At 39.9% G+C, this 17,627-nt stretch carries 25 protein-coding genes and 2 pseudogenes; 13 read left to right on the forward strand and 14 right to left on the reverse strand.

Annotated elements, in window-relative coordinates:
- Nucleotides 1-131: 131 nt before the first annotated feature.
- The 4 genes and pseudogenes from JEU79_RS28305 to JEU79_RS03830 all read right to left on the reverse strand — a co-directional run.
- Nucleotides 132-1,153 (reverse strand): annotated as a pseudogene (locus JEU79_RS28305) (IS3 family transposase); the annotation flags it as partial.
- A 31-nt stretch (nucleotides 1,154-1,184) separates the two neighbouring features.
- Nucleotides 1,185-1,352, reverse strand: coding sequence for a hypothetical protein (locus JEU79_RS03820; protein WP_198263034.1), 168 nt, complete (start codon nucleotides 1,350-1,352; stop codon nucleotides 1,185-1,187).
- A gap of 54 nt (nucleotides 1,353-1,406) precedes the next feature.
- A complete protein-coding gene (locus JEU79_RS03825) occupies nucleotides 1,407-1,661 on the reverse strand; it encodes a transposase (protein WP_198263035.1) in 255 nt (84 codons plus the stop codon).
- Between the two features lie 459 nt (nucleotides 1,662-2,120).
- Nucleotides 2,121-2,390, reverse strand: coding sequence for a YajD family HNH nuclease (locus JEU79_RS03830; protein WP_246540500.1), 270 nt, complete (start codon nucleotides 2,388-2,390; stop codon nucleotides 2,121-2,123).
- Between the two features lie 214 nt (nucleotides 2,391-2,604).
- On the opposite strand from JEU79_RS03830, the gene JEU79_RS03835 reads away from it, so the two are divergent.
- Together JEU79_RS03835 and JEU79_RS03840 are read left to right on the forward strand one after the other, a co-directional pair.
- Complete coding sequence (locus JEU79_RS03835; protein ID WP_198263036.1) at nucleotides 2,605-3,030, forward strand: rhodanese-like domain-containing protein; 426 nt, start codon at nucleotides 2,605-2,607, stop codon at nucleotides 3,028-3,030.
- Nucleotides 3,030-3,311, forward strand: a complete 282-nt coding sequence (locus JEU79_RS03840; protein ID WP_198263037.1) for a hypothetical protein — start codon at nucleotides 3,030-3,032, stop codon at nucleotides 3,309-3,311. The genes JEU79_RS03835 and JEU79_RS03840 overlap by 1 nt, the downstream gene beginning before the upstream one ends.
- Nucleotides 3,312-3,370: 59 nt before the next feature.
- On the opposite strand, the gene JEU79_RS25980 is transcribed toward JEU79_RS03840, so the two are convergent.
- From JEU79_RS25980 to JEU79_RS25990, 3 genes are read right to left on the reverse strand one after another with little or no spacing between them, the layout of a single operon-like run.
- Complete coding sequence (locus JEU79_RS25980; protein ID WP_246539981.1) at nucleotides 3,371-3,565, reverse strand: hypothetical protein; 195 nt, start codon at nucleotides 3,563-3,565, stop codon at nucleotides 3,371-3,373.
- A complete protein-coding gene (locus JEU79_RS25985) occupies nucleotides 3,562-3,882 on the reverse strand; it encodes a TauD/TfdA family dioxygenase (RefSeq protein ID WP_246539982.1) in 321 nt (106 codons plus the stop codon). The genes JEU79_RS25980 and JEU79_RS25985 overlap by 4 nt, the downstream gene beginning before the upstream one ends.
- The gene (locus JEU79_RS25990; RefSeq protein WP_246539983.1) at nucleotides 3,845-4,069 is read right to left on the reverse strand and encodes a hypothetical protein; all 225 of its coding nucleotides are present in this window, start codon (nucleotides 4,067-4,069) and stop codon (nucleotides 3,845-3,847) included. The genes JEU79_RS25985 and JEU79_RS25990 overlap by 38 nt, the downstream gene beginning before the upstream one ends.
- A 710-nt stretch (nucleotides 4,070-4,779) precedes the next feature.
- On the opposite strand from JEU79_RS25990, the gene JEU79_RS03850 reads away from it, so the two are divergent.
- The 6 genes and pseudogenes from JEU79_RS03850 (at nucleotide 4,780) to msrA (ending at nucleotide 8,106) form a co-directional block, all read left to right on the forward strand.
- Entirely contained in the window at nucleotides 4,780-5,025 is a 246-nt protein-coding gene (locus JEU79_RS03850; RefSeq protein ID WP_198263038.1) for a hypothetical protein, read from the forward strand.
- Nucleotides 5,019-5,198: a hypothetical protein gene (locus JEU79_RS03855; protein WP_198263039.1), complete on the forward strand. Its 180-nt coding sequence runs from the start codon at nucleotides 5,019-5,021 to the stop codon at nucleotides 5,196-5,198. The genes JEU79_RS03850 and JEU79_RS03855 overlap by 7 nt, the downstream gene beginning before the upstream one ends.
- Before the next feature lie 31 nt (nucleotides 5,199-5,229).
- Nucleotides 5,230-5,688, forward strand: coding sequence for a hypothetical protein (locus tag JEU79_RS03860; protein WP_198263040.1), 459 nt, complete (start codon nucleotides 5,230-5,232; stop codon nucleotides 5,686-5,688).
- Nucleotides 5,685-5,993 carry an IS66 family transposase gene (locus JEU79_RS03865; RefSeq protein ID WP_198262504.1) on the forward strand — a complete coding sequence of 103 codons (309 nt, stop codon included), beginning with the start codon at nucleotides 5,685-5,687 and terminating at the stop codon, nucleotides 5,991-5,993. The genes JEU79_RS03860 and JEU79_RS03865 overlap by 4 nt, the downstream gene beginning before the upstream one ends.
- 580 nt (nucleotides 5,994-6,573) lie before the next feature.
- Nucleotides 6,574-7,548, forward strand: a complete 975-nt coding sequence (locus tag JEU79_RS03870; protein ID WP_198263041.1) for a diguanylate cyclase — start codon at nucleotides 6,574-6,576, stop codon at nucleotides 7,546-7,548.
- An 82-nt stretch (nucleotides 7,549-7,630) separates the two neighbouring features.
- Nucleotides 7,631-8,106, forward strand: a pseudogene (gene msrA / locus JEU79_RS03875) (peptide-methionine (S)-S-oxide reductase MsrA).
- 51 nt (nucleotides 8,107-8,157) lie between these two features.
- On the opposite strand, the gene JEU79_RS03880 reads toward msrA, so the two are convergent.
- Nucleotides 8,158-8,502 (reverse strand): hypothetical protein, encoded by a 345-nt coding sequence (locus tag JEU79_RS03880; protein WP_198263042.1) that lies wholly within the window; start codon nucleotides 8,500-8,502, stop codon nucleotides 8,158-8,160.
- A 113-nt stretch (nucleotides 8,503-8,615) separates the two neighbouring features.
- Between JEU79_RS03880 and JEU79_RS03885 the strand changes: the two genes are divergently transcribed.
- Nucleotides 8,616-8,936, forward strand: a complete 321-nt coding sequence (locus tag JEU79_RS03885; protein ID WP_246539984.1) for a hypothetical protein — start codon at nucleotides 8,616-8,618, stop codon at nucleotides 8,934-8,936.
- Nucleotides 8,937-8,974: 38 nt separating this feature from the next.
- Here the strand turns inward: JEU79_RS03885 and JEU79_RS03890 are convergent, their stop codons facing one another.
- The gene (locus JEU79_RS03890; RefSeq protein WP_198263043.1) at nucleotides 8,975-9,415 is read right to left on the reverse strand and encodes a DoxX family protein; all 441 of its coding nucleotides are present in this window, start codon (nucleotides 9,413-9,415) and stop codon (nucleotides 8,975-8,977) included.
- 112 nt (nucleotides 9,416-9,527) lie between these two features.
- Nucleotides 9,528-9,779, reverse strand: a complete 252-nt coding sequence (locus tag JEU79_RS03895) for a BufA1 family periplasmic bufferin-type metallophore (protein WP_198263044.1) — start codon at nucleotides 9,777-9,779, stop codon at nucleotides 9,528-9,530.
- 375 nt (nucleotides 9,780-10,154) lie between these two features.
- Here JEU79_RS03895 and JEU79_RS03900 point away from each other — a divergent pair, with 375 nt between their 5' ends.
- From JEU79_RS03900 to JEU79_RS03915, 4 genes are all read left to right on the forward strand, one after another.
- On the forward strand, nucleotides 10,155-10,712 hold the full coding sequence (locus JEU79_RS03900) for a sigma-70 family RNA polymerase sigma factor (protein ID WP_246539985.1): 558 nt from the start codon (nucleotides 10,155-10,157) through the stop codon (nucleotides 10,710-10,712).
- 37 nt (nucleotides 10,713-10,749) lie between these two features.
- On the forward strand, nucleotides 10,750-11,472 hold the full coding sequence (locus tag JEU79_RS03905; RefSeq protein WP_198263046.1) for a DUF3379 family protein: 723 nt from the start codon (nucleotides 10,750-10,752) through the stop codon (nucleotides 11,470-11,472).
- Between the two features lie 68 nt (nucleotides 11,473-11,540).
- Nucleotides 11,541-12,209: a uracil-DNA glycosylase gene (gene ung / locus JEU79_RS03910; RefSeq protein ID WP_281401039.1), complete on the forward strand. Its 669-nt coding sequence runs from the start codon at nucleotides 11,541-11,543 to the stop codon at nucleotides 12,207-12,209.
- A 96-nt stretch (nucleotides 12,210-12,305) separates the two neighbouring features.
- A complete protein-coding gene (locus tag JEU79_RS03915) occupies nucleotides 12,306-12,668 on the forward strand; it encodes a response regulator (RefSeq protein ID WP_198263048.1) in 363 nt (120 codons plus the stop codon).
- 225 nt (nucleotides 12,669-12,893) lie between these two features.
- Here the strand turns inward: JEU79_RS03915 and ubiB are convergent, their stop codons facing one another.
- From ubiB to JEU79_RS03935, 4 genes are all read right to left on the reverse strand, one after another.
- Nucleotides 12,894-14,519, reverse strand: coding sequence for a ubiquinone biosynthesis regulatory protein kinase UbiB (gene ubiB, locus JEU79_RS03920; RefSeq protein ID WP_198263049.1), 1,626 nt, complete (start codon nucleotides 14,517-14,519; stop codon nucleotides 12,894-12,896).
- Nucleotides 14,516-15,181 carry a ubiquinone biosynthesis accessory factor UbiJ gene (locus JEU79_RS03925; protein WP_198263050.1) on the reverse strand — a complete coding sequence of 222 codons (666 nt, stop codon included), beginning with the start codon at nucleotides 15,179-15,181 and terminating at the stop codon, nucleotides 14,516-14,518. Before JEU79_RS03925 ends, ubiB begins: the two co-directional genes overlap by 4 nt.
- Nucleotides 15,182-15,232: 51 nt before the next feature.
- The gene (ubiE, locus tag JEU79_RS03930; RefSeq protein ID WP_198263051.1) at nucleotides 15,233-15,994 is read right to left on the reverse strand and encodes a bifunctional demethylmenaquinone methyltransferase/2-methoxy-6-polyprenyl-1,4-benzoquinol methylase UbiE; all 762 of its coding nucleotides are present in this window, start codon (nucleotides 15,992-15,994) and stop codon (nucleotides 15,233-15,235) included.
- A gap of 256 nt (nucleotides 15,995-16,250) precedes the next feature.
- Entirely contained in the window at nucleotides 16,251-17,579 is a 1,329-nt protein-coding gene (locus JEU79_RS03935; RefSeq protein WP_198263052.1) for a transposase family protein, read from the reverse strand.
- Nucleotides 17,580-17,627 lie beyond the last annotated feature (48 nt).

The raw sequence follows: 17,627 nt of genomic DNA on the forward strand, positions 1-17,627 counted from the left end.
CTTCGTTGATGTGTCAACACTTTTCCGGACAGTTTTCTAAATATTTTTTGGCTGTTTCAAGTGATTTTTGTCATTTTGTATTTCCTATCATTTTAGTTTCTCATGTTAACTTTAAATAGATGAAGACGACAATGGTGCGTCAATTCAGTTTTCAAACTATGAAAGAAGCTCTCTGATACAGCATTGTCCCAGCAATTTCCTTTGCGGCTCATAGACTGAATTATGTTATGATCCGACAATATTTTTCTATGACTATCAGAGGCATATTGGCTACCTCGGTCAGTATGCCAAAGCAATCCATCCATTGGTTTACGCTTCCATATGGCCATCAGTAAAGCATCATTGACTAGCTTGGCTTTCATTCGCTCATCCATCGACCAGCCAACAATTTGCCTAGAGAATAAGTCAATGACAACCGCTAAATATAACCAGCCTTCCTTGGTGGCAATATAGGTAATATCACCCACATAGTAGCGATCAGGTTGAGAGACAGTAAACTCTCTTTCCAGTAAATTTGGAGATATACGCTTATTATGCTTGGAATTAGTCGTCGCTTTAAAGCGTCTCTTCGTTTTACAAAACAAACCGGCTTTTTTCATTAATCGACCAATTCTCCGGCGGCTTATATGAACGCCTTTTTCAGCCAGTTTTCTTTTAAGACGACGGGTTCCATAAGTCTTGCGACTGTCTTCAAACAGTTTTTTAGCTGCTCAGTAAGCGCTTCATTTTCTTTCTCTCTATCCGTTTTAGGAGAGCTAACCCAATCATAATAGCAACTACGGAAACATCCATAAAACGGCACAGAATCGTTACCGGGTAATCTTTAGCCTGATCAGTTATCCATGCGTACTTCACAAAGTTTCCCTTGCAAAGTACGCTGTGGCCTTTTTAATAAATCACGCTCCTGAATCACTTTTGCCAATTCTTTTTTCAGACGTTTTACTTCATCATAAATGTGTTCATCACTTCTATTGGCTACCGTCTTCACCGGTTTGGAATATTTACTGATCCAGGTATGTAGAGTATTTACATTAACACCTAGCTCCCTGGCAGTCTGAGAAACGGGTTGATCCGTCTCATTAGCTAATTTGACAGCTGATTCTTTAAATTCTGATGTATAGCTTTTATTCGGTTTTTTTGTTTGATCATTCATTTTAGGTCACACTTTTTATCTTTTAGTTATTTTAAGTTGTGTGTCCGGTTAAGTATAGCCACATTATCATTTTCTTTCTCTCTATCCGTTTTAGGAGAGCTAACCCAATCATAATAGCAACTACGGAAACATCCATAAAACGGCACAGAATCGTTACCGGGTAATCTTTAGCCTGATCAGTTATCCATGCGTACTTCACAAAGTTTCCCTTGCAAAGTACGCTGTGGCCTTTTTAATAAATCACGCTCCTGAATCACTTTTGCCAATTCTTTTTTTTCAGACGTTTTACTTCATCATAAATGTGTTCATCACTTCTATTGGCTACCGTCTTCACCGGTTTGGAATATTTACTGATCCAGGTATGTAGAGTATTTACATTAACACCTAGCTCCCTGGCAGTCTGAGAAACGGGTTGATCCGTCTCATTAGCTAATTTGACAGCTGATTCTTTAAATTCTGATGTATAGCTTTTATTCGGTTTTTTTGTTTGGTTTTTTTGTTTGATCATTCATTTTAGGTCACACTTTTTATCTTTTAGTTATTTTAAGTTGTGTGTCCGGTTAAGTATAGCCACATTATATAGGTTTTATTTGTACCTTGTTGCTTCATATTCATACGTATGATGTGTCAGGCCTAGTTGATACTTCTGATGAAAAGAATTTATCCGTTAGATACAATGACCTCTTTGCCCCTCTGATCAAGTCAGTACAACAATTAAGCACTGAAAACACTGCTCTTAAAAGTGAACTTTTAAGTATGAAATCAGAGCTTGCTGAAATAAAAAACTGCTGTCTACTCCTGCTCATTGATAAAGAGCATATACCCATGATACTTGGAAATGCAGACTTCGTTATTTTAATTTAAAGCCTCAATCATATAGTACTTATACAATCAATCGACTCTAAATCAAAATGCCTCGCTGCACTTCCAAGTATCACGGGTATATCAGGAATTGCTCGCTTACTTTTTATTTGTCTTTGCCGATGATTGATTTCAAATCGGCAAAGGGATTATGCGTGGCAGTTTCTGTCTGCTGGCCTGCATTGACATCACCATAGGCATCAAATTCGTTCATTTTTTGATGTTCATTGTCATGGCAATAAATACAGAGATTTTCCCAATTGCTACCATCGGGAGGATTGTTGTTATGGTTATGGTCAATGTGATGCACTGTTAAGAGTTGTAAATTTTCTCGAGTAAAAGTCTTGCCACAGCGACCACAAACCCAGGGGTGAATATTTAAAGATTGTTCACGATAACCTTTTTCCCGCGTATTAACATCGCTATGGACTTTTTGACCAGTGCATCTAACTTGCCTGTATCCATTTTTTTTTTTTTGTCTTTGCGTCTGCCAACCATTTATTCTTTCCTGATTTATTTAAAGCCCAAAGTTACCTATACTAGGATAATATACCTCTTCTCTCTATTATAACAAAACCGAGTATTTAGTCATGACTCATGCAAGCCCGATTGCAATTACTCCTCAAGAAGCACATAAAATGCTCTTGGAGCATCCTAATAGTTTATTAATTGATGTGCGTTCATCAATGGAATTTCTCTTTGTGGGACATCCTAAAGGCGCTATCCATATCGCCTGGATTGATGAACCTGACTGGGATATCAACCCCAATTTCGTTATAGAAATTCGCAAGTTAGTCTTAGGGGGTGTCTGTGGAGAAGATGGCGAGCACCCGGATATTATTTTAATTTGTCGCAGTGGTAAGCGATCCGCAGAGGCCGGGATAAAATTACTCGAATCGGGTATGAACAATGTCTATAACATTGATGAGGGCTTCGAAGGTGAGTTGGATGACAATCATCAACGTAGTACCGTTGGTGGCTGGCGTTTCCATCAATTGCCCTGGGAGCAGTGTTAATGAAGGTGATTTTATTGTTAGTGGTCTCAGGTATTTCCAATGGCTCTAATACAGAGTTCAGTCATCAAATGGAAAAAATATATACCAGCCCCGATGTCTGTGTGCAAACCAGTATTATTATGCGCAAAGTATTACGTGCACAAGATAATCTACAAGCCCGACAAACGGACGTATATGCCCATTGTGAAGTGAGTAGGGACGGGCTGAATGAGCAAGAATATGCGGATGCAAAAAATAAAATTCGTCGCCTAGAAAAATATTATACCACTTCAAAGTGGTAGTGATTCGGTTGTTGCTGAACTATGAACTATGAACTATGAACTATGAACTATGACGAAAATTATAGATTTATCTTATCAAAATAACGTCCCCGATAAAGTAAACGCGGTTTTTCCTTGTCATCTTTAAATGCAGTTCGGGTATGGAGGATATTATTGCATAAAAGCCCCTGCCCAGCGTTTAAACGTCCTTGAAATTTATAGGGTGAATCGCTAGTCAATATTTCCCGTAAGCGTTGTTGTGCTTGTTGCGTCATCTACGCATGTGCAAACGCCCTGCTTCGGTGATCATAAACACCGGGCCACTGCGATCAGGACGAACGAGCTTGCCCTCTAACACGTTTTTGGGAATCGTCATGGCATCTTCTGCCATGAGCGCCTTGATATACTGTGGATTTTCATCACGCAATAAGATATAAATAATTTCCGGATCCCAAAGCTGGTTTTCTCCGCCTTCTGCCGCAGGTCGAACACAATGTAAAACCATGCTGTAAATCTGCTCAGACAGACGATTATAATAGCCATCGGTATGCCAGTTAATGCTTTTTTTCGCTATAGGGAATATAGATGGCATGTAAGCCTTCATCAACCACTTGAATCGAGGTGAAACCATCATTGTCAGCACATTCATTAGTGTCTAGGCGCTGAATACCCAATTGGATACCCAACTGCTCAGGAATGGATTTATCTTCTTCTGCTGTTCCTGCTACGGCATAAATGACCATATTGGTTTTGCGTAACAAGGCTTTTAACTGAGCCATTTCTTCCGGGCTTAGTGCCTTAGGATTTTTGAGTGGGACAATTAAGTCACCAATGGAGCGAGGATAGTTTCTGAGTTTTTCCTGTTTCCATTGCTGATAAATGGCATCAATTTGGGCATCATTTTTATCGCCCTTTTTTTTTACTTAGAGGCAATTGAAAAGGATTGAAACTTAAGTGAGTTGTGGTCATTAAAAAGGGCTTTATTTTCAGTATGAGTACTGCATCACATTATGGTGAAATTTACCTGGGCAATATAACAAAAAAATTGTTTTTTTTCAATATATTCAATATGATAGATAAAATTTTGGTAACTTCTCAATAAGTCTGTGCAAAACTTGAAATAAAAACAAAAAAGTCTTGACAGCATTTTAGAGGACAAAATTGCATTTTCACTGCCCCATGTAATTTATCCCTATAAATGATCCTGTCGATCTGTCTCAGATCGAAATAGAATATTTTTGAATATTATCTTAACTGAGAGGGAGTTTGATCAACACAGGGCAAACTAAAGAGCCTTAAAAAAGCCATGATACAATTAAAACAACTCAGGAAATGGGACTAGTAAAAGTCGTAAACGAAAGAAGAAATTGGCTATTCATAAAACCACTGTTATCAAACCAGATAACCTGCCAGAACATTCACGTTTTTTAGGTATCAGGATTATTTTGTTCAGGAGCTGCTGATTAAGCCTTTCAATACTCGTTATCGATTGGCTCGCTATAAAACACCCGATGGTGATACCTGTATAGGAAAATTGAGCTTTGATACACATATAGGACATTTTGGCCATACATTACAGAGTTATATCGTTTATCAATATTATCACCAGAGAGTGACTCAGCCATTGATAATACAACAATTAACAGAATTAGGTTTTGATATTTCAACGGGTCAGATCAATGAGATTTTAATCCATGACAAAGACCATTTTCATACTGAAAAAATACATTGCTAACTGCCGGTATCAACAATAGTACTTATATCCATGTTGATGATACGGGTAGTCGTCATGATGGAAAGAATGGTTATTGTACTCACGTTGGCAATGAAACCTTTGCCTGGTTTTCAAGTACTCGATATAAGAGCCGGATTAATTTTCTACAATTAGTTACGAGGTGCTGCTGTTGATTATACGCTCAACGATGCAGCACTTGATTATATGAGAGCAGAAAAATTACCTCACAAGCCATTGAGCGTTATTGAACAAAGTCATCAGACTTGCTTTGATAATGAAGAAGCCTGGAAATACTATCTGCAGAACAATAGTATCATAACACAACGGCATGTTCGCATTGCCACAGAAGGCGCTTTACTGGGGGCATTAATTAACAGTGGCTTTCCAAGTGATTTGGTGATTGTGAGTGATGATGCAGGACAATTTGATATTTTGTTGCACGCATTATGTTGGATACATGCAGACAGAGTGTTTCAGCGGATACTACCACTCAATGAGCGACATGATAAAGAACTGAACTGGGTACATACTCAGATTTGGGAACTATTTTATGATCTCAAACAATATAAACTTGAGCCAGATGATCCGTTGAAGTCAGCGATTGCTGAACATTTTGATGAATTGTGCCGGACTAAAACAAGCTTTGAAGCTTTGAAACGTTGAATCAGGCACTGAAACGATTGGCAAGAAATAAAACAGAATTACTGCTGGTATTGGAACGGCCTGATATTCCTCTTCATAATAATTTGAGTGAAAATGATATTCGAGAATATGTTATTAAGCGTAAAATTAGTGGTAGTACACGCTCAAAGGATGGGCAACTTTGCAGAGATACCTTTGTCAGTTTAAAGAAAACTTGTTTGAAACAAGGAATTTCATTCTGGGATTTTATTAATGACCGGATCAGCAAGAGAAATTTGATCCCATATCTGCCTGAGTTGCTGAAAGGTAAAGTTTGTGCTGTTTAAATGCACAGACTTATTGAGAAGTTACAAATTTTGCAAATGGAATTGCAGGGTATTACCTCTTGAACCTATCGAGAACACTAAGAACTACGAACAAAGAGTGCCAGTTCATAGGGTTTACAGCGAGTAATAGACTGTTTTGACGTAGATATCCTATTTATGGAAGTAGCTTATATTGGTTATAGCTAAGCTAGTAATAATGTTCGGCTTTGCTGTTATTTTCCTGTTTGAAATATGATGCTGTCTGCCCTGAGTAATGTATGAAAGTTCTTGTCGTTGAAAGCTCCCGTTTTCACCAAATAATGATTTCGCAAATCTTCAATAATGAAGGTTTGGTTGTCAGTATTGCCAATAATTTTGAAGAAGCCATTGAGTTACTGGAAACAGAAACAATGGATTTTGTTTGTACCGCATACCACCTCCCCTGTGGGCTAGATGCATCAAGCTCGCAAAACAGATTCGTAAGACACCAAAAACCAAAGATATCCCGGTTATTTTATTAACCTCCAACGAAATTGACCACTCTTTTGATCATGCCTACCACTCCGGTGTCACAGAAATATACAATCGCTCAAATATTGAAGTGCTATCAAAAGATCTAAAAAATTCGATACTGACTAAGCGCAATGAAATTAATGCCCGGGTATTGTTTATCGAAGACAGCAAAACCGTTGCCACGATGATGACCAAGCAGATGGAAGCGATGAAAATGTCGGTGGCACATTTTTTTAGTGCGGCAGAGGCATTAAAGGCATTTCAAACATCATCCATCGAATATGACATCATCATTACGGATCTATTGGTTGATGGCAGATTGAGTGGGATGGGACTAGTGCGAGAAATCCGCAAAATAATTCCCGACCGCTCCAAACTCCCCATTCTGGTTATCTCCGGCTTTGATGATGTGACCCGACGGATAGAACTACTGAACATGGGAGCCAATGATTATATTGTGAAGCCCATTGTTAAAGAAGAACTTGCCGCACGTTTGAGCAATATGGTAACCACCAAGCAACTCTTTGATCAGGTTAAAATGCAGCAAGAGCAATTGTTCCAATTAGCCATGACCGACCAGTTAACCGGCTTGTACAATCGCCATTCATTGGTGCAATTATTGCCCAAATATTTCAGTCACTCCGTGCGTCATTCCTCACCACTGAGTTTGCTGGTATTGGATATCGATCATTTTAAGCATATTAATGATAACTATGGCCATAGTAAGGGCGATGATGTGCTGCGAAAATTTGGCCAGCTAATTACCCACAATTTCCGTTCTGAGGATTTGATTGCCCGTTATGGTGGTGAAGAATTTGTTGTCTTGATGGCCAATTCAACTCAGTCAGATGCCATTGAAAAAGCTGAATTGCTCCGCTCTCACCTTGAACGAAATCGCATAGAGGGCTTAAAAGTCACCATCAGTATTGGTGTTGCCTGCGCAGATAGTCATTCAAATTTTGAGCACATGTTCAATCAGGCCGATACAGCACTGTATCATGCTAAAGAAAGTGGACGTAATCAGACCATTACTTATCCTGCCAATGCAGCCATGCTTCAATAATCATTTAAATAATAGGATATATACGATGGCAATAGAATCAATCACCTTGGGTGGTGGCTGCTTTTGGTGTTTAGATGCACCCATGAAAAAGCTTAAGGGAGTGATTTCTGTTGTCTCAGGCTATGCGGATGGGGAGATAGTAAATCCGACTTATCAACAAATCTGCACTGGTACAACGGGACATGCAGAGGTGATTCAAATCAGTTTTGATAGCGACATTATTTCTTTTCAAAGTCTGCTTGAGGTCTTTTTTTGCACTGCATGATCCCACGACCTTGAACCGTCAGGGGCTGATACAGGGACTCAATATCGTTCAACCATTCTCTATCATAATGAGGCTCAAAAGAGGTGGCTGAGCAATATCTTGCTCAACTGGAAATAAGCGGCCAATGGTCTGATCCTATCGTCACCGATTTGAAGCCATTAGAAACCTTTTATCAAGCGGAAGATTATCATCAGGATTATTTTCGCCTTAATCCCGAAAACCGTTATTGTCAGGTCATTATCACGCCGAAGCTGGATAAATTGGCGCATAAATACACCGCCTTACTTAAATAAAGAAGCTTAAATAAAGAAGCTTAAATAAACCTAGCAACCTCAGTTGAATAGCTAATCTTTATCGGTGCCCTTGCACATCATGTAAATAAAAGCCCAGGTTGCGAGAAAAGGTAAAATGGAGATAAACAAGTTTAGCTTTAGTGAGCAAAATAAAGATTGGGAAACACAATTATAAGCATTGCTGGCCGCTGACATCCAGGCAAAAGCCGGTAAAGGAATGCCGGCATGTTCACCAAACAATAATAAACCGGGGGCAAGCAGGATTGCGAGCACTAAGCTACGCCAGAGACAACTTACTTCACGGCGAATAAGCCATTTTCTTAACATCCATACAGCCAATAAATAAACCGCCAATATGACGAGTACTGTAGCAATAACCATAAGACCACTATTCAAAAGACACCACCTATTAACCTAAAAGCTTATTAACCTAAAAACTTATACAATGATATTCTAATTTACGCAGGAAAGTATATGAAAAACACAATTTTTAGTATATCTGCCTCTTTTTGACAGCAAATTCTTGGGCTAATTCAGTTGAAGTGGTGAATGTGGACATTCAAGCGCAGGGAAATCATCAATATCAGTTTGCGGTGACTCTGCGTCATGAAGATGGTGGTTGGGATCATTATGCCAATCGCTGGGAGATACTGGATACTGAGGGTAATATTATGGCGACCAGAACACTCTATCATCCGCATGTGAATGAGCAACCATTTACCCGTTCACTGACTGCGACTTTGCCTGAGAGCGTTAAAACAGTCATTATCCGAGCTCATGATAGTGTGCATCAATATGGTGACAAGGACATGAAAGTATCACTGCCTTGAGGCATTATTTCCAAGTCTCATGGGTATAGGACGGACAACTAAGTTGATGCGTTTGATTTCTTCGAGATAAGGCTATCAATGGATAATGGACTAGGACCATAAACGATATACACTAAAATCATTGCGCCCCATAAAACATGATCGAGCATGCCGATAATATTGTAGAAATCAGTCAAAGCATAAGCATAGGCAGCAACGGCATTAAGGATAAACAGGCCAATAGCAGCAGGTCGTGTAAACAAGCCTAATAAAATTAATACGGGCAGTGCTAATTCGCCAGCAGTTGCCATTTGAGCCGCTAGCTCTGGTGCTAAGAATGGTACAGAATATTCATAGGCGAACAAGTCAATCGTGGTCTGCCATGATTGGATTTTAGTAAGACCCGATTGAAAAAAAACTTTCAATAGATAGAGTCGAACCACTAAATCAAAGCCGTGTATCATGAGGTCGTTTCGGGCAAACAAAAATGTCTTTATCATTGTTTTCTATCTTATTTTAAAGGGTTAAACTTAGAAGAATCAGTTAAAAGAAACGTGCATAAAAAAAGAGTAGCAGTTTTGTCTGATACTCTTTAATACTGAAACTCAGGCCTTACTTCTTGCCTTTGTTACCAGCAATCTTGGCACAAGTACCTTCAGGTACATAAACCCACTCAGCAGGATCAGTATCAGTTTTTGCCATGCCTGCACAAGCGTGCTTGCTAGTACCACAATCGTTCATTCCGGCCTTAGCAATGCCTTGGCATTTTTCAAAGCCAGGCTTGCCAGCATGAGCTGTTGCACCTAGAGTAGCAAAAGCCAGTGCAAATAAACCCACGATAGCTGTTTTTTTAGAGTTTCCCATTTTTATTTCCTTGTGTTTGTTAGATGGATAAGAATAAGCCTATACTCATGATATTCCGGGTATATATAATAGCTTTCTTCAAAAAATCAGATCTTACTTAAGACCTAATATAAAATTTACCAGTGACTGGCTTACTTTACTAGACCTGAGAAGAAATAAAAAAATTTCATTTATTATTATTTTTCTTTTTTTGTTCCCTTATCAGCGTAAAAAAGGCTTTGTTCAGAGCCTATTCAGCAAAGATGTGCATAATATCCACCAGAGGTGTAAGTATTTTCCGAAATATTATAACGCTTGCCAATCCTATAGACTCAATAGGATTACAGGTGCTACAACATTAAAAAATAATTGAATCTGAATATGTTTAATATAAAAATGCGAACAATTGGAAAGAAAACAGCTAAAGACACGGTCTATGAAGATGTCAGTAGACAAAAACGTTTTGAAACCTTGGTGAAAGCCTATTCTAGTGACTTATACCGTTTTGCTTTCTGGTTATGCAGCAATCATTCAATTGCGGATGACCTGGTTCAGGAAACATTTTTACGTGCCTGGAAAGCATTGGATAAGTTAGAAGATGAGAAAAAAGCAAAAAGCTGGCTCATTACTATTTTACGTCGGGAAAATGCCCGTCGTTTTGAGCGTAAGCGCTTGGATTTGGTTGATATAGAAGATGTTGCAGTAGAAGATCACGTTAATCTCAATCCAGAACAAATGCTAGAGCAACAGCAACTTCACCGCGCTATCCTTAGCTTAGAAAAAGAGTATAGAGAGCCGTTGCTATTACAAACCATTGGTGGCTTTAAAACCAGTGAGATAGCTAAAGAGCTGGCACTAAATTTGAATACCGTCAATACTCGATTATTCAGAGCACGTGATCAGCTTAGGCAGAAGTTATGTCAGCATCAAGATTTCAAAAAGTCTGCATTTTAATACAATAAAATCCCTGGAAATGCTTAGAGGTTTATAAGTGGACGATTTAGAATTTAGAAAAAAAGCAATTATCGATCCCGATAGTCAGGTGAGTGAGTTTCTGCAAAAAGCGGTTCAAACTGCTGCGAACCGTCGTTTACTGAAAGAACAACGCCAGTTTAACCACAGTCTTTTAAACACCCTTCAGGTTAAAGTGCCGGATAATTTATCCGAACGTATTATCCTTGGCCAACAACTCTCTCTATTTAAAATCCAGCAGAAAAAAACACGTCAGCAGCAGTGGCGCAATTGGTTGGGTGGCAGTCTTGCCGCCTCTATCATTATGACGATTAGTCTGAGTTTATTTTTGTTGCCGGGTGAAAACGGTGAAGCGCTGGCACAAGAAGTTGTGACCCATGTGATTGAAGATACCCATGCCTTAGATGTCCACATGAACGTGCCTAAAAGTAGCATCGATACGATGCTGGCTTCTTATGGCGGTAAACTAAACGGACCTATCGGTCAGGTGTATTTTCTGGGGCATTGCATTATTGGCGCGCATACCGGTATTCACATGGTACTCAACACACCACAGGGGCTCGTCACCGTTTTCTTGCTACCTAATCGCTCAATCGAGACCTCAGTTTCATTACATAATGAACAGCTAAAGGGCGTATTATACCCTTCACAAAAGGGCAGCATTGCCATTGTGGCTGACAAGCTTGAAGCCATTGAACCCACCCGCCAGCAAATCAATCAAAACCTCAACTGGATTATTTAAACCAAACTCTTCACAATACCTTGAATCGCGATTTAAAACTTAACAATAGAGAATAAAATGTGAGTGATATTCAATTAATTGATGTCTGGAAAAAGAAATTATTTCCGGTCTTTGAATCAGAGACGATGGCGAAGCTAAAACAGTTTCTACAACAGGAAAAAGAACAGGGTAAAGCTATCCTGCCCCATTCAAGTCTATGGTTTAATGCCCTCAATACTACCCTGCCCGAGCAGGTCAAAGTGGTTATTCTTGGCCAGGATCCCTATCCGACACCGGGGCATGCCCATGGGCTGTGTTTTTCAGTGTTGCCGGGTATAAAGCCTCCCAAGTCACTGGTTAATATTTATAAGGAATTACAGGATGATTTGGGTATCGTGAACCAAAGTGGTCACTTACAGTCCTGGGCAGAACAGGGTGTGCTCTTATTGAATAGCGTCCTAACCGTCGAAAGTGGTCAGGCTAATGCGCATCAGGGTAAGGGCTGGGAATTCTTTACCGATGCAGTGATTAATGAATTGAATCAGCAAGCACGTCCTATTGCCTTTGTTTTATGGGGGGCTTATGCACAAAAAAAAGGCGCGATGATTGATGCTCAACGACACCTTGTTATTCGTTCCCCTCACCCCTCACCCTTGTCGGCTTATCGTGGTTTTTTTGGTAGCAAACCGTTCTCGCAGATCAATCAATTTTTAAAACAGCAGGGACAGCAAGCAATTGATTGGCGGACTGAACATTAAATTTTTTAGAAAGCTTGATTTATTATTACTTATTGACGATCATTATTCTGTAAGATAAATATTACCAAGATATAAACGTTTATTAAAGAGAAGATAATGGCCAAAAAGATATTAGTAGTTGATGACTCAGCATCCATGAGACAAATGATTTCCTTCACCCTTAAAGGTGCAGGTTATGACGTAACAGAAGCCAATGATGGCTTGCAAGGACTGACAGCGGCTAAAAGCCAGAGTTTTGATCTCGTCTTTACCGACGTTAATATGCCAGTAATGGATGGCTTGGCTTTTACCAGAGAATTGCGTAAATTGCCAAATTTTAAATTTGTACCGGTGTTAGTATTGACGACTGAAGCAGGCCCGGCGAAGAAAGCAGAAGGTAAAGCGGCTGGTGCGACAGGCTGGTTAGTCAAACCATTTAATCCCGATCAATTACTCAATACTGCTAAACGGGTACTTTAAACAATTTTTTACAAGAAATCGTTTAACTGAGATCGCGTCGGGACAGATAAAATAAACCAATTTATCTCTACATTAGTAGGATGTGGTGAGGAACGAACCGCATCAATGGTTTTAAATGTACCTCTTTGATGCGGTTCGTTGTACTCACCACATCCTACACCTGAAGTGTAAACAAGGTTTGATTTGTGCCGATTTTTCCATGCTCCCAGCATTACCTAGCAATACTTATTTAAAATAAGCCCAAACCCCACCGATGATCCCCAATCCTGCTACTATCTGAGCCTCAAAAAAGAGATTTGATGAATAGAGAATCGCACCACAGATCAATAGTGCTGCACTGATCATTGTGCGTGCGGATGATTGACCCTGTTTTTCTAATTGTTGCTCAATGCGATCCAGCGTTTTACTCTGATAATTAATGCGCAACTTACCTTGCCGTGCTTGTTGTACGACATCGAACACATGATTAGGAAACTCAGGTAATTGCTCAATCCACAAGGGCGCATTATGTTTAATTTTTTTGCTGAAGGAGCGAAAACCGAGTTGTTCCTTCATCCAGTTTTCTAAATAAGGCTTGGCCGTGTCCCAGAGATCCAATTCAGGATAAAGCTGGCGGCCTAGGCCTTCAATGTTTAATAAAGTTTTTTGCAATAACACTAATTGTGGTTGTACTTCCATATTAAAGCGGCGGGCTGTTTGAAACAAGCGCAGGAGTAATTGGCCAAAAGAAATTTCATGCAGCGGCTTTTCAAAAATAGGCTCACAGACAGAGCGAATAGCGGATTCAAAATCATCAATACGGGTGTCGGCAGGTACCCATCCGGATTGCACGTGTAGTTCGGCTACTCGATAATAATCACGATTAAAAAAGGCCAGAAAATTTTCTGCCAGGTAGCGCTGATCATCGGTGCTCAGACTGCCCATAATACCAAAATCAATGGCGATGTATTGCCCGGAGTTGGACACAAAAATATTGCCCGGATGCATATCGGCATGAAAGAAATTATCACGAAACACTTGGGTAAAAAAGATTTCCACGCCTATTTCGGCCAAGCGCTTAAAATCAATGTCCATGGCCTTGATATCAGCCATATTAGTGACCGGCATACCGTGGATACGCTCCATGACCATGACTTTCTTGCGGCAATGATCCCAGTCAACCTCGGGAATATATAATAGCGGTGAGTCTTTAAAATTGCGTCTTAGCTGTGAGGTATTGGCTGCTTCACGCAGTAGATCCAATTCATCAATAATATTTTTATCAAATTCTTCCACCACCTCATGAGGACGCAGACGCTTGCCCTCTGACCAGAATTGTTCGACCTTATCAGCAATGACATAGAGCAAGGCCAGATCGCGGCGGATGACTTTTTCAATATCCGGTCGAACAACTTTCACCACCATTTCACGGCCATCGAGCAAAGTGGCCTTGTGTACCTGAGCGATAGAGGCAGAGGCTAAAGGCACCGGATCGAATTCCTGAAAGATTTGATCGAGAGGTAGTTTAAAGGAGCTTTCTATAATCGCTATGGCTTTGTCACTGGAAAAAGGTGGCACTTGATCCTGTAGTTTGGCCAGTTCATCAGCGAGATCATCAGGGAGTAAATCTCTGCGGGTGGAGAGTATTTGGCCAAATTTAACAAAAATGGGCCCTAAATCTTCCAGTGCCATACGAATGCGTTCACCGCGTGGGCGGCGAGTACGATGGCGTAACCAAAATGAGGGGGACAGGAAGCGTACTAAGCGTAACGGTCTGAATAAATGGGTATTGAGTACTAGCTCATCCAAACCATGACGGAGTAAGACGCGCGAGATAAAGAGCAGGTGGAAAAAATGGCTGATACTTTTCACTCTGCGGACTTCTTATTTTCAAGGGTTTGCAATAAACGGCTTAGTCGAGCTTCGGCACGTTCGACATCGTTACGTAAGCGATCAATTTGCTCATTAAAATGATGAATTTCAGGGCCGGAGGCAATATCACGGGACTCGTATTGAACATATTCACCGACATCCAGTGTCATGGTGTTCAAGGTGTTTTTTCCCCAACCGAGAAAACCACGCGCCAAATTTCCCAATGAATGGGCAATGACATCGCCGGTAATATGGGATAAATGTTCTTCCCAATCAATATCCAATTGTTTGAATAAGGCCTGGAAGTGCTGCCCCAGAGCAATGTCACCACTGATGCTGATATCACCCTTAAAGACCGCAGCCGTTTTGGACTTTTCATCGCCCATGGCCATCTGGCTAAAAGCCATGAGAGAACCACTGATCACCGTATCCGCTTCACCGGCATAGTGACTAATAATTTGGATACCTTGTTGATCGGGGAGAAAATAGAGTGTTTGCTTCATATCAGTGATATGAAAAGCAATAATGCGTCCCTTAAAATGTGCCAGGCGAGCAAATGTTTCAGGATCCATAGCAAATAGCTGGTTTAAACCCGCTTCCATTGCGCCCAATAAAGGGATCAGTAAAGGATTAATGTCATCAATGTGTTGTGTTTGTTGCAAAATTTAAACCCACTCTCCAAAGCCTGAACTTCAAACTAAATACTTACTAGCTTAAAACTTAAAGCCACGATGCAGGGCAACAATGCCCCCGGTCAGATTGCTATAATCACAACGCTCAAATCCGGCATTGCCCATCATGTCTTTCAGAGTTTCCTGATCAGGATGCATACGAATAGATTCCGCTAAATAGCGATAACTTTCCGCATCATTGGCAATTAGTTTGCCCATAAAAGGTAAGATATTGAAGGAATAAAAATCGTATAAGGGACTCAGTCCTGGTGCAGTCGGCTTGGAAAACTCCAAAATCAGCAGACGACCACCGGGCTTTAATACCCGAAACATAGAGGCGAGCGCGGCATCTTTATCGGTGACATTACGCAGGCCAAAGGCTATGGTAATGCAGTCAAAACTATTGTCTGGAAAAGGCAGACACTCGGCATTGGCCTGTACATACTCAACATTACCAACGATGCCCTTGTCCAATAAACGAGCACGACCGACTTTGAGCATAGAATCATTGATATCACTCAGAATGACCTGACCACTTTCGCCCACCATTTTGGAAAACTTAATGGTTAAATCACCCGTACCACCGGCGAGATCCAGCACCTGATGGCCACGGCGCACACCACTTTTTTCGATAGTCAGACGCTTCCAGATACGATGCACACCCATAGACATGACATCATTCATCATGTCGTATTTACTGGCAACTGAGTGAAAGACTTCGGCTACTTTTTCGACTTTATCACCGGTTTTAACGGTTTTATAGCCAAAATGCGTGGTTTCGTCACTGTGGTTCTGGTTTTCCATACGGTTCCTGCTTATAAAGGCATGCTTCAATAAAAACTGAATATTATGTGACAATTATACGCTCAATGCGAAAAAAAATCACTTTGATGTTTCTATTCTCAGCAAAACTCGGTGAAGTAACTTATTCTTATGAATTAAGCTGAAAACAGCATTTTTTGTTTGCCTGATGCTTTTTAAAAATTTTTTTGTTCTTTCTTTCTAAATAGCAGGCACGGGAGATGCTGCGTTTAATCGACGCATTTTCCCTAAAATAGGTTTATTTTCTTATTTTTACAGGTCTCATCTCCTCATAATCGTCTCTGTACAATAAAAAATCCATTAAATGTTCCCAGGAGTCCATCACAAAAAAGGTAATAACCCCTCTGAACTTTTCCCACATTAATTTTTTAGAGCCAAACTTTTTACGACAAGCTTGATAAGTCCCATCGGTTAATTCAAAAATTTGATGGAAATAAAAAGCCAGCAAGGTTAACAGATACATATTAAAGCTCAGGTGCTTCTTCCCATGACCATAATTATGCTCAATGTGATAGCCTTGGTTCTTTAATGTGTTGAAACATTCGTTTTCTATTTTCCAACGACATCGACCCGCCTGGGTCATTGTTTGAATATTATGTTCACTGATCTTTATGTCGGTGACCCAGCTATTTCGGTAGATAATTTTCCCTGCGGTATTGGTGAGGGTATATTCAAAAAAGTTAACTTCAATGGCATTTTCTTCGCCATGTAAAGGGACATTATTTTTCCATCGATAATGATGTTGGTGCCCTTTTTCGTCAATCCAGTCCATTGATGGGAGTTCAGAAAATGCTTCAAGCCATTCAAATAAATATGTGTGATCACCAGGTTTGGCAACCAATAAATAATGCATCATTTCTTCAATTACATCTTCTATCATAGGTTGATGTGACATCAAACCATCACCACAAATCATAAATCCTTGTCTTGGATGTGCTTTTTTTAGATTGGCTATAAAACGTTTGGCTGCATTACTTTCACAATCCTGTTTTTTTGTACCATCCGTATTTTGTATTGCTTCAGGCATGACAGGGAGCACTTGTTTTTTATCGGGGTGCATAATGGCACCTTGTAAAACAGCATGACTGTAGGTTATTTCACCCGTTCTATGTTCTTTATGAAGACAACAGTCACAATGGATTTGCTTAGAGGAATAATATTGCGTGCCATCAATAACACAAAGCAATGTGTTGGGTAATATGGCATACTCTTCAAGATGCTTATGTCGTCTGAGTCGTTCAAATAAATCTTTAAATGCAGGTGCAAATGTTTTAGAGGGTATGAGATCCAAAATATCTCTTAGTTGACTATTTTTAGGAATTTTTTCAACATTAAAAAGAGTGCGTAAATTATTTTGATTCTGTTCCTCTTCCATCTGTTTCTGAAATTCACTTAAAGAGGGATCTTGAAAATACATGCAGGCAAAAGCACTCATAAGCACATCATGTTGACTGTAATCACACTTTCCTTGTACTCGGCTATCTTTGATTGCATGAAAGTGCAGTGAGATGGCCTGTTTCAGGGCAGAAAAACTTAAATGTTTTTTTTGCTGACTTAAAGAGGCCAAAATTCACAGTACCAAGCATATAAAAGGGAAATATTTTTTAACATGAAG

Origin of the sequence: sulfur-oxidizing endosymbiont of Gigantopelta aegis (genome assembly GCF_016097415.1) — a bacterium.
GTDB lineage: Bacteria > Pseudomonadota > Gammaproteobacteria > GRL18 > GRL18 > GRL18.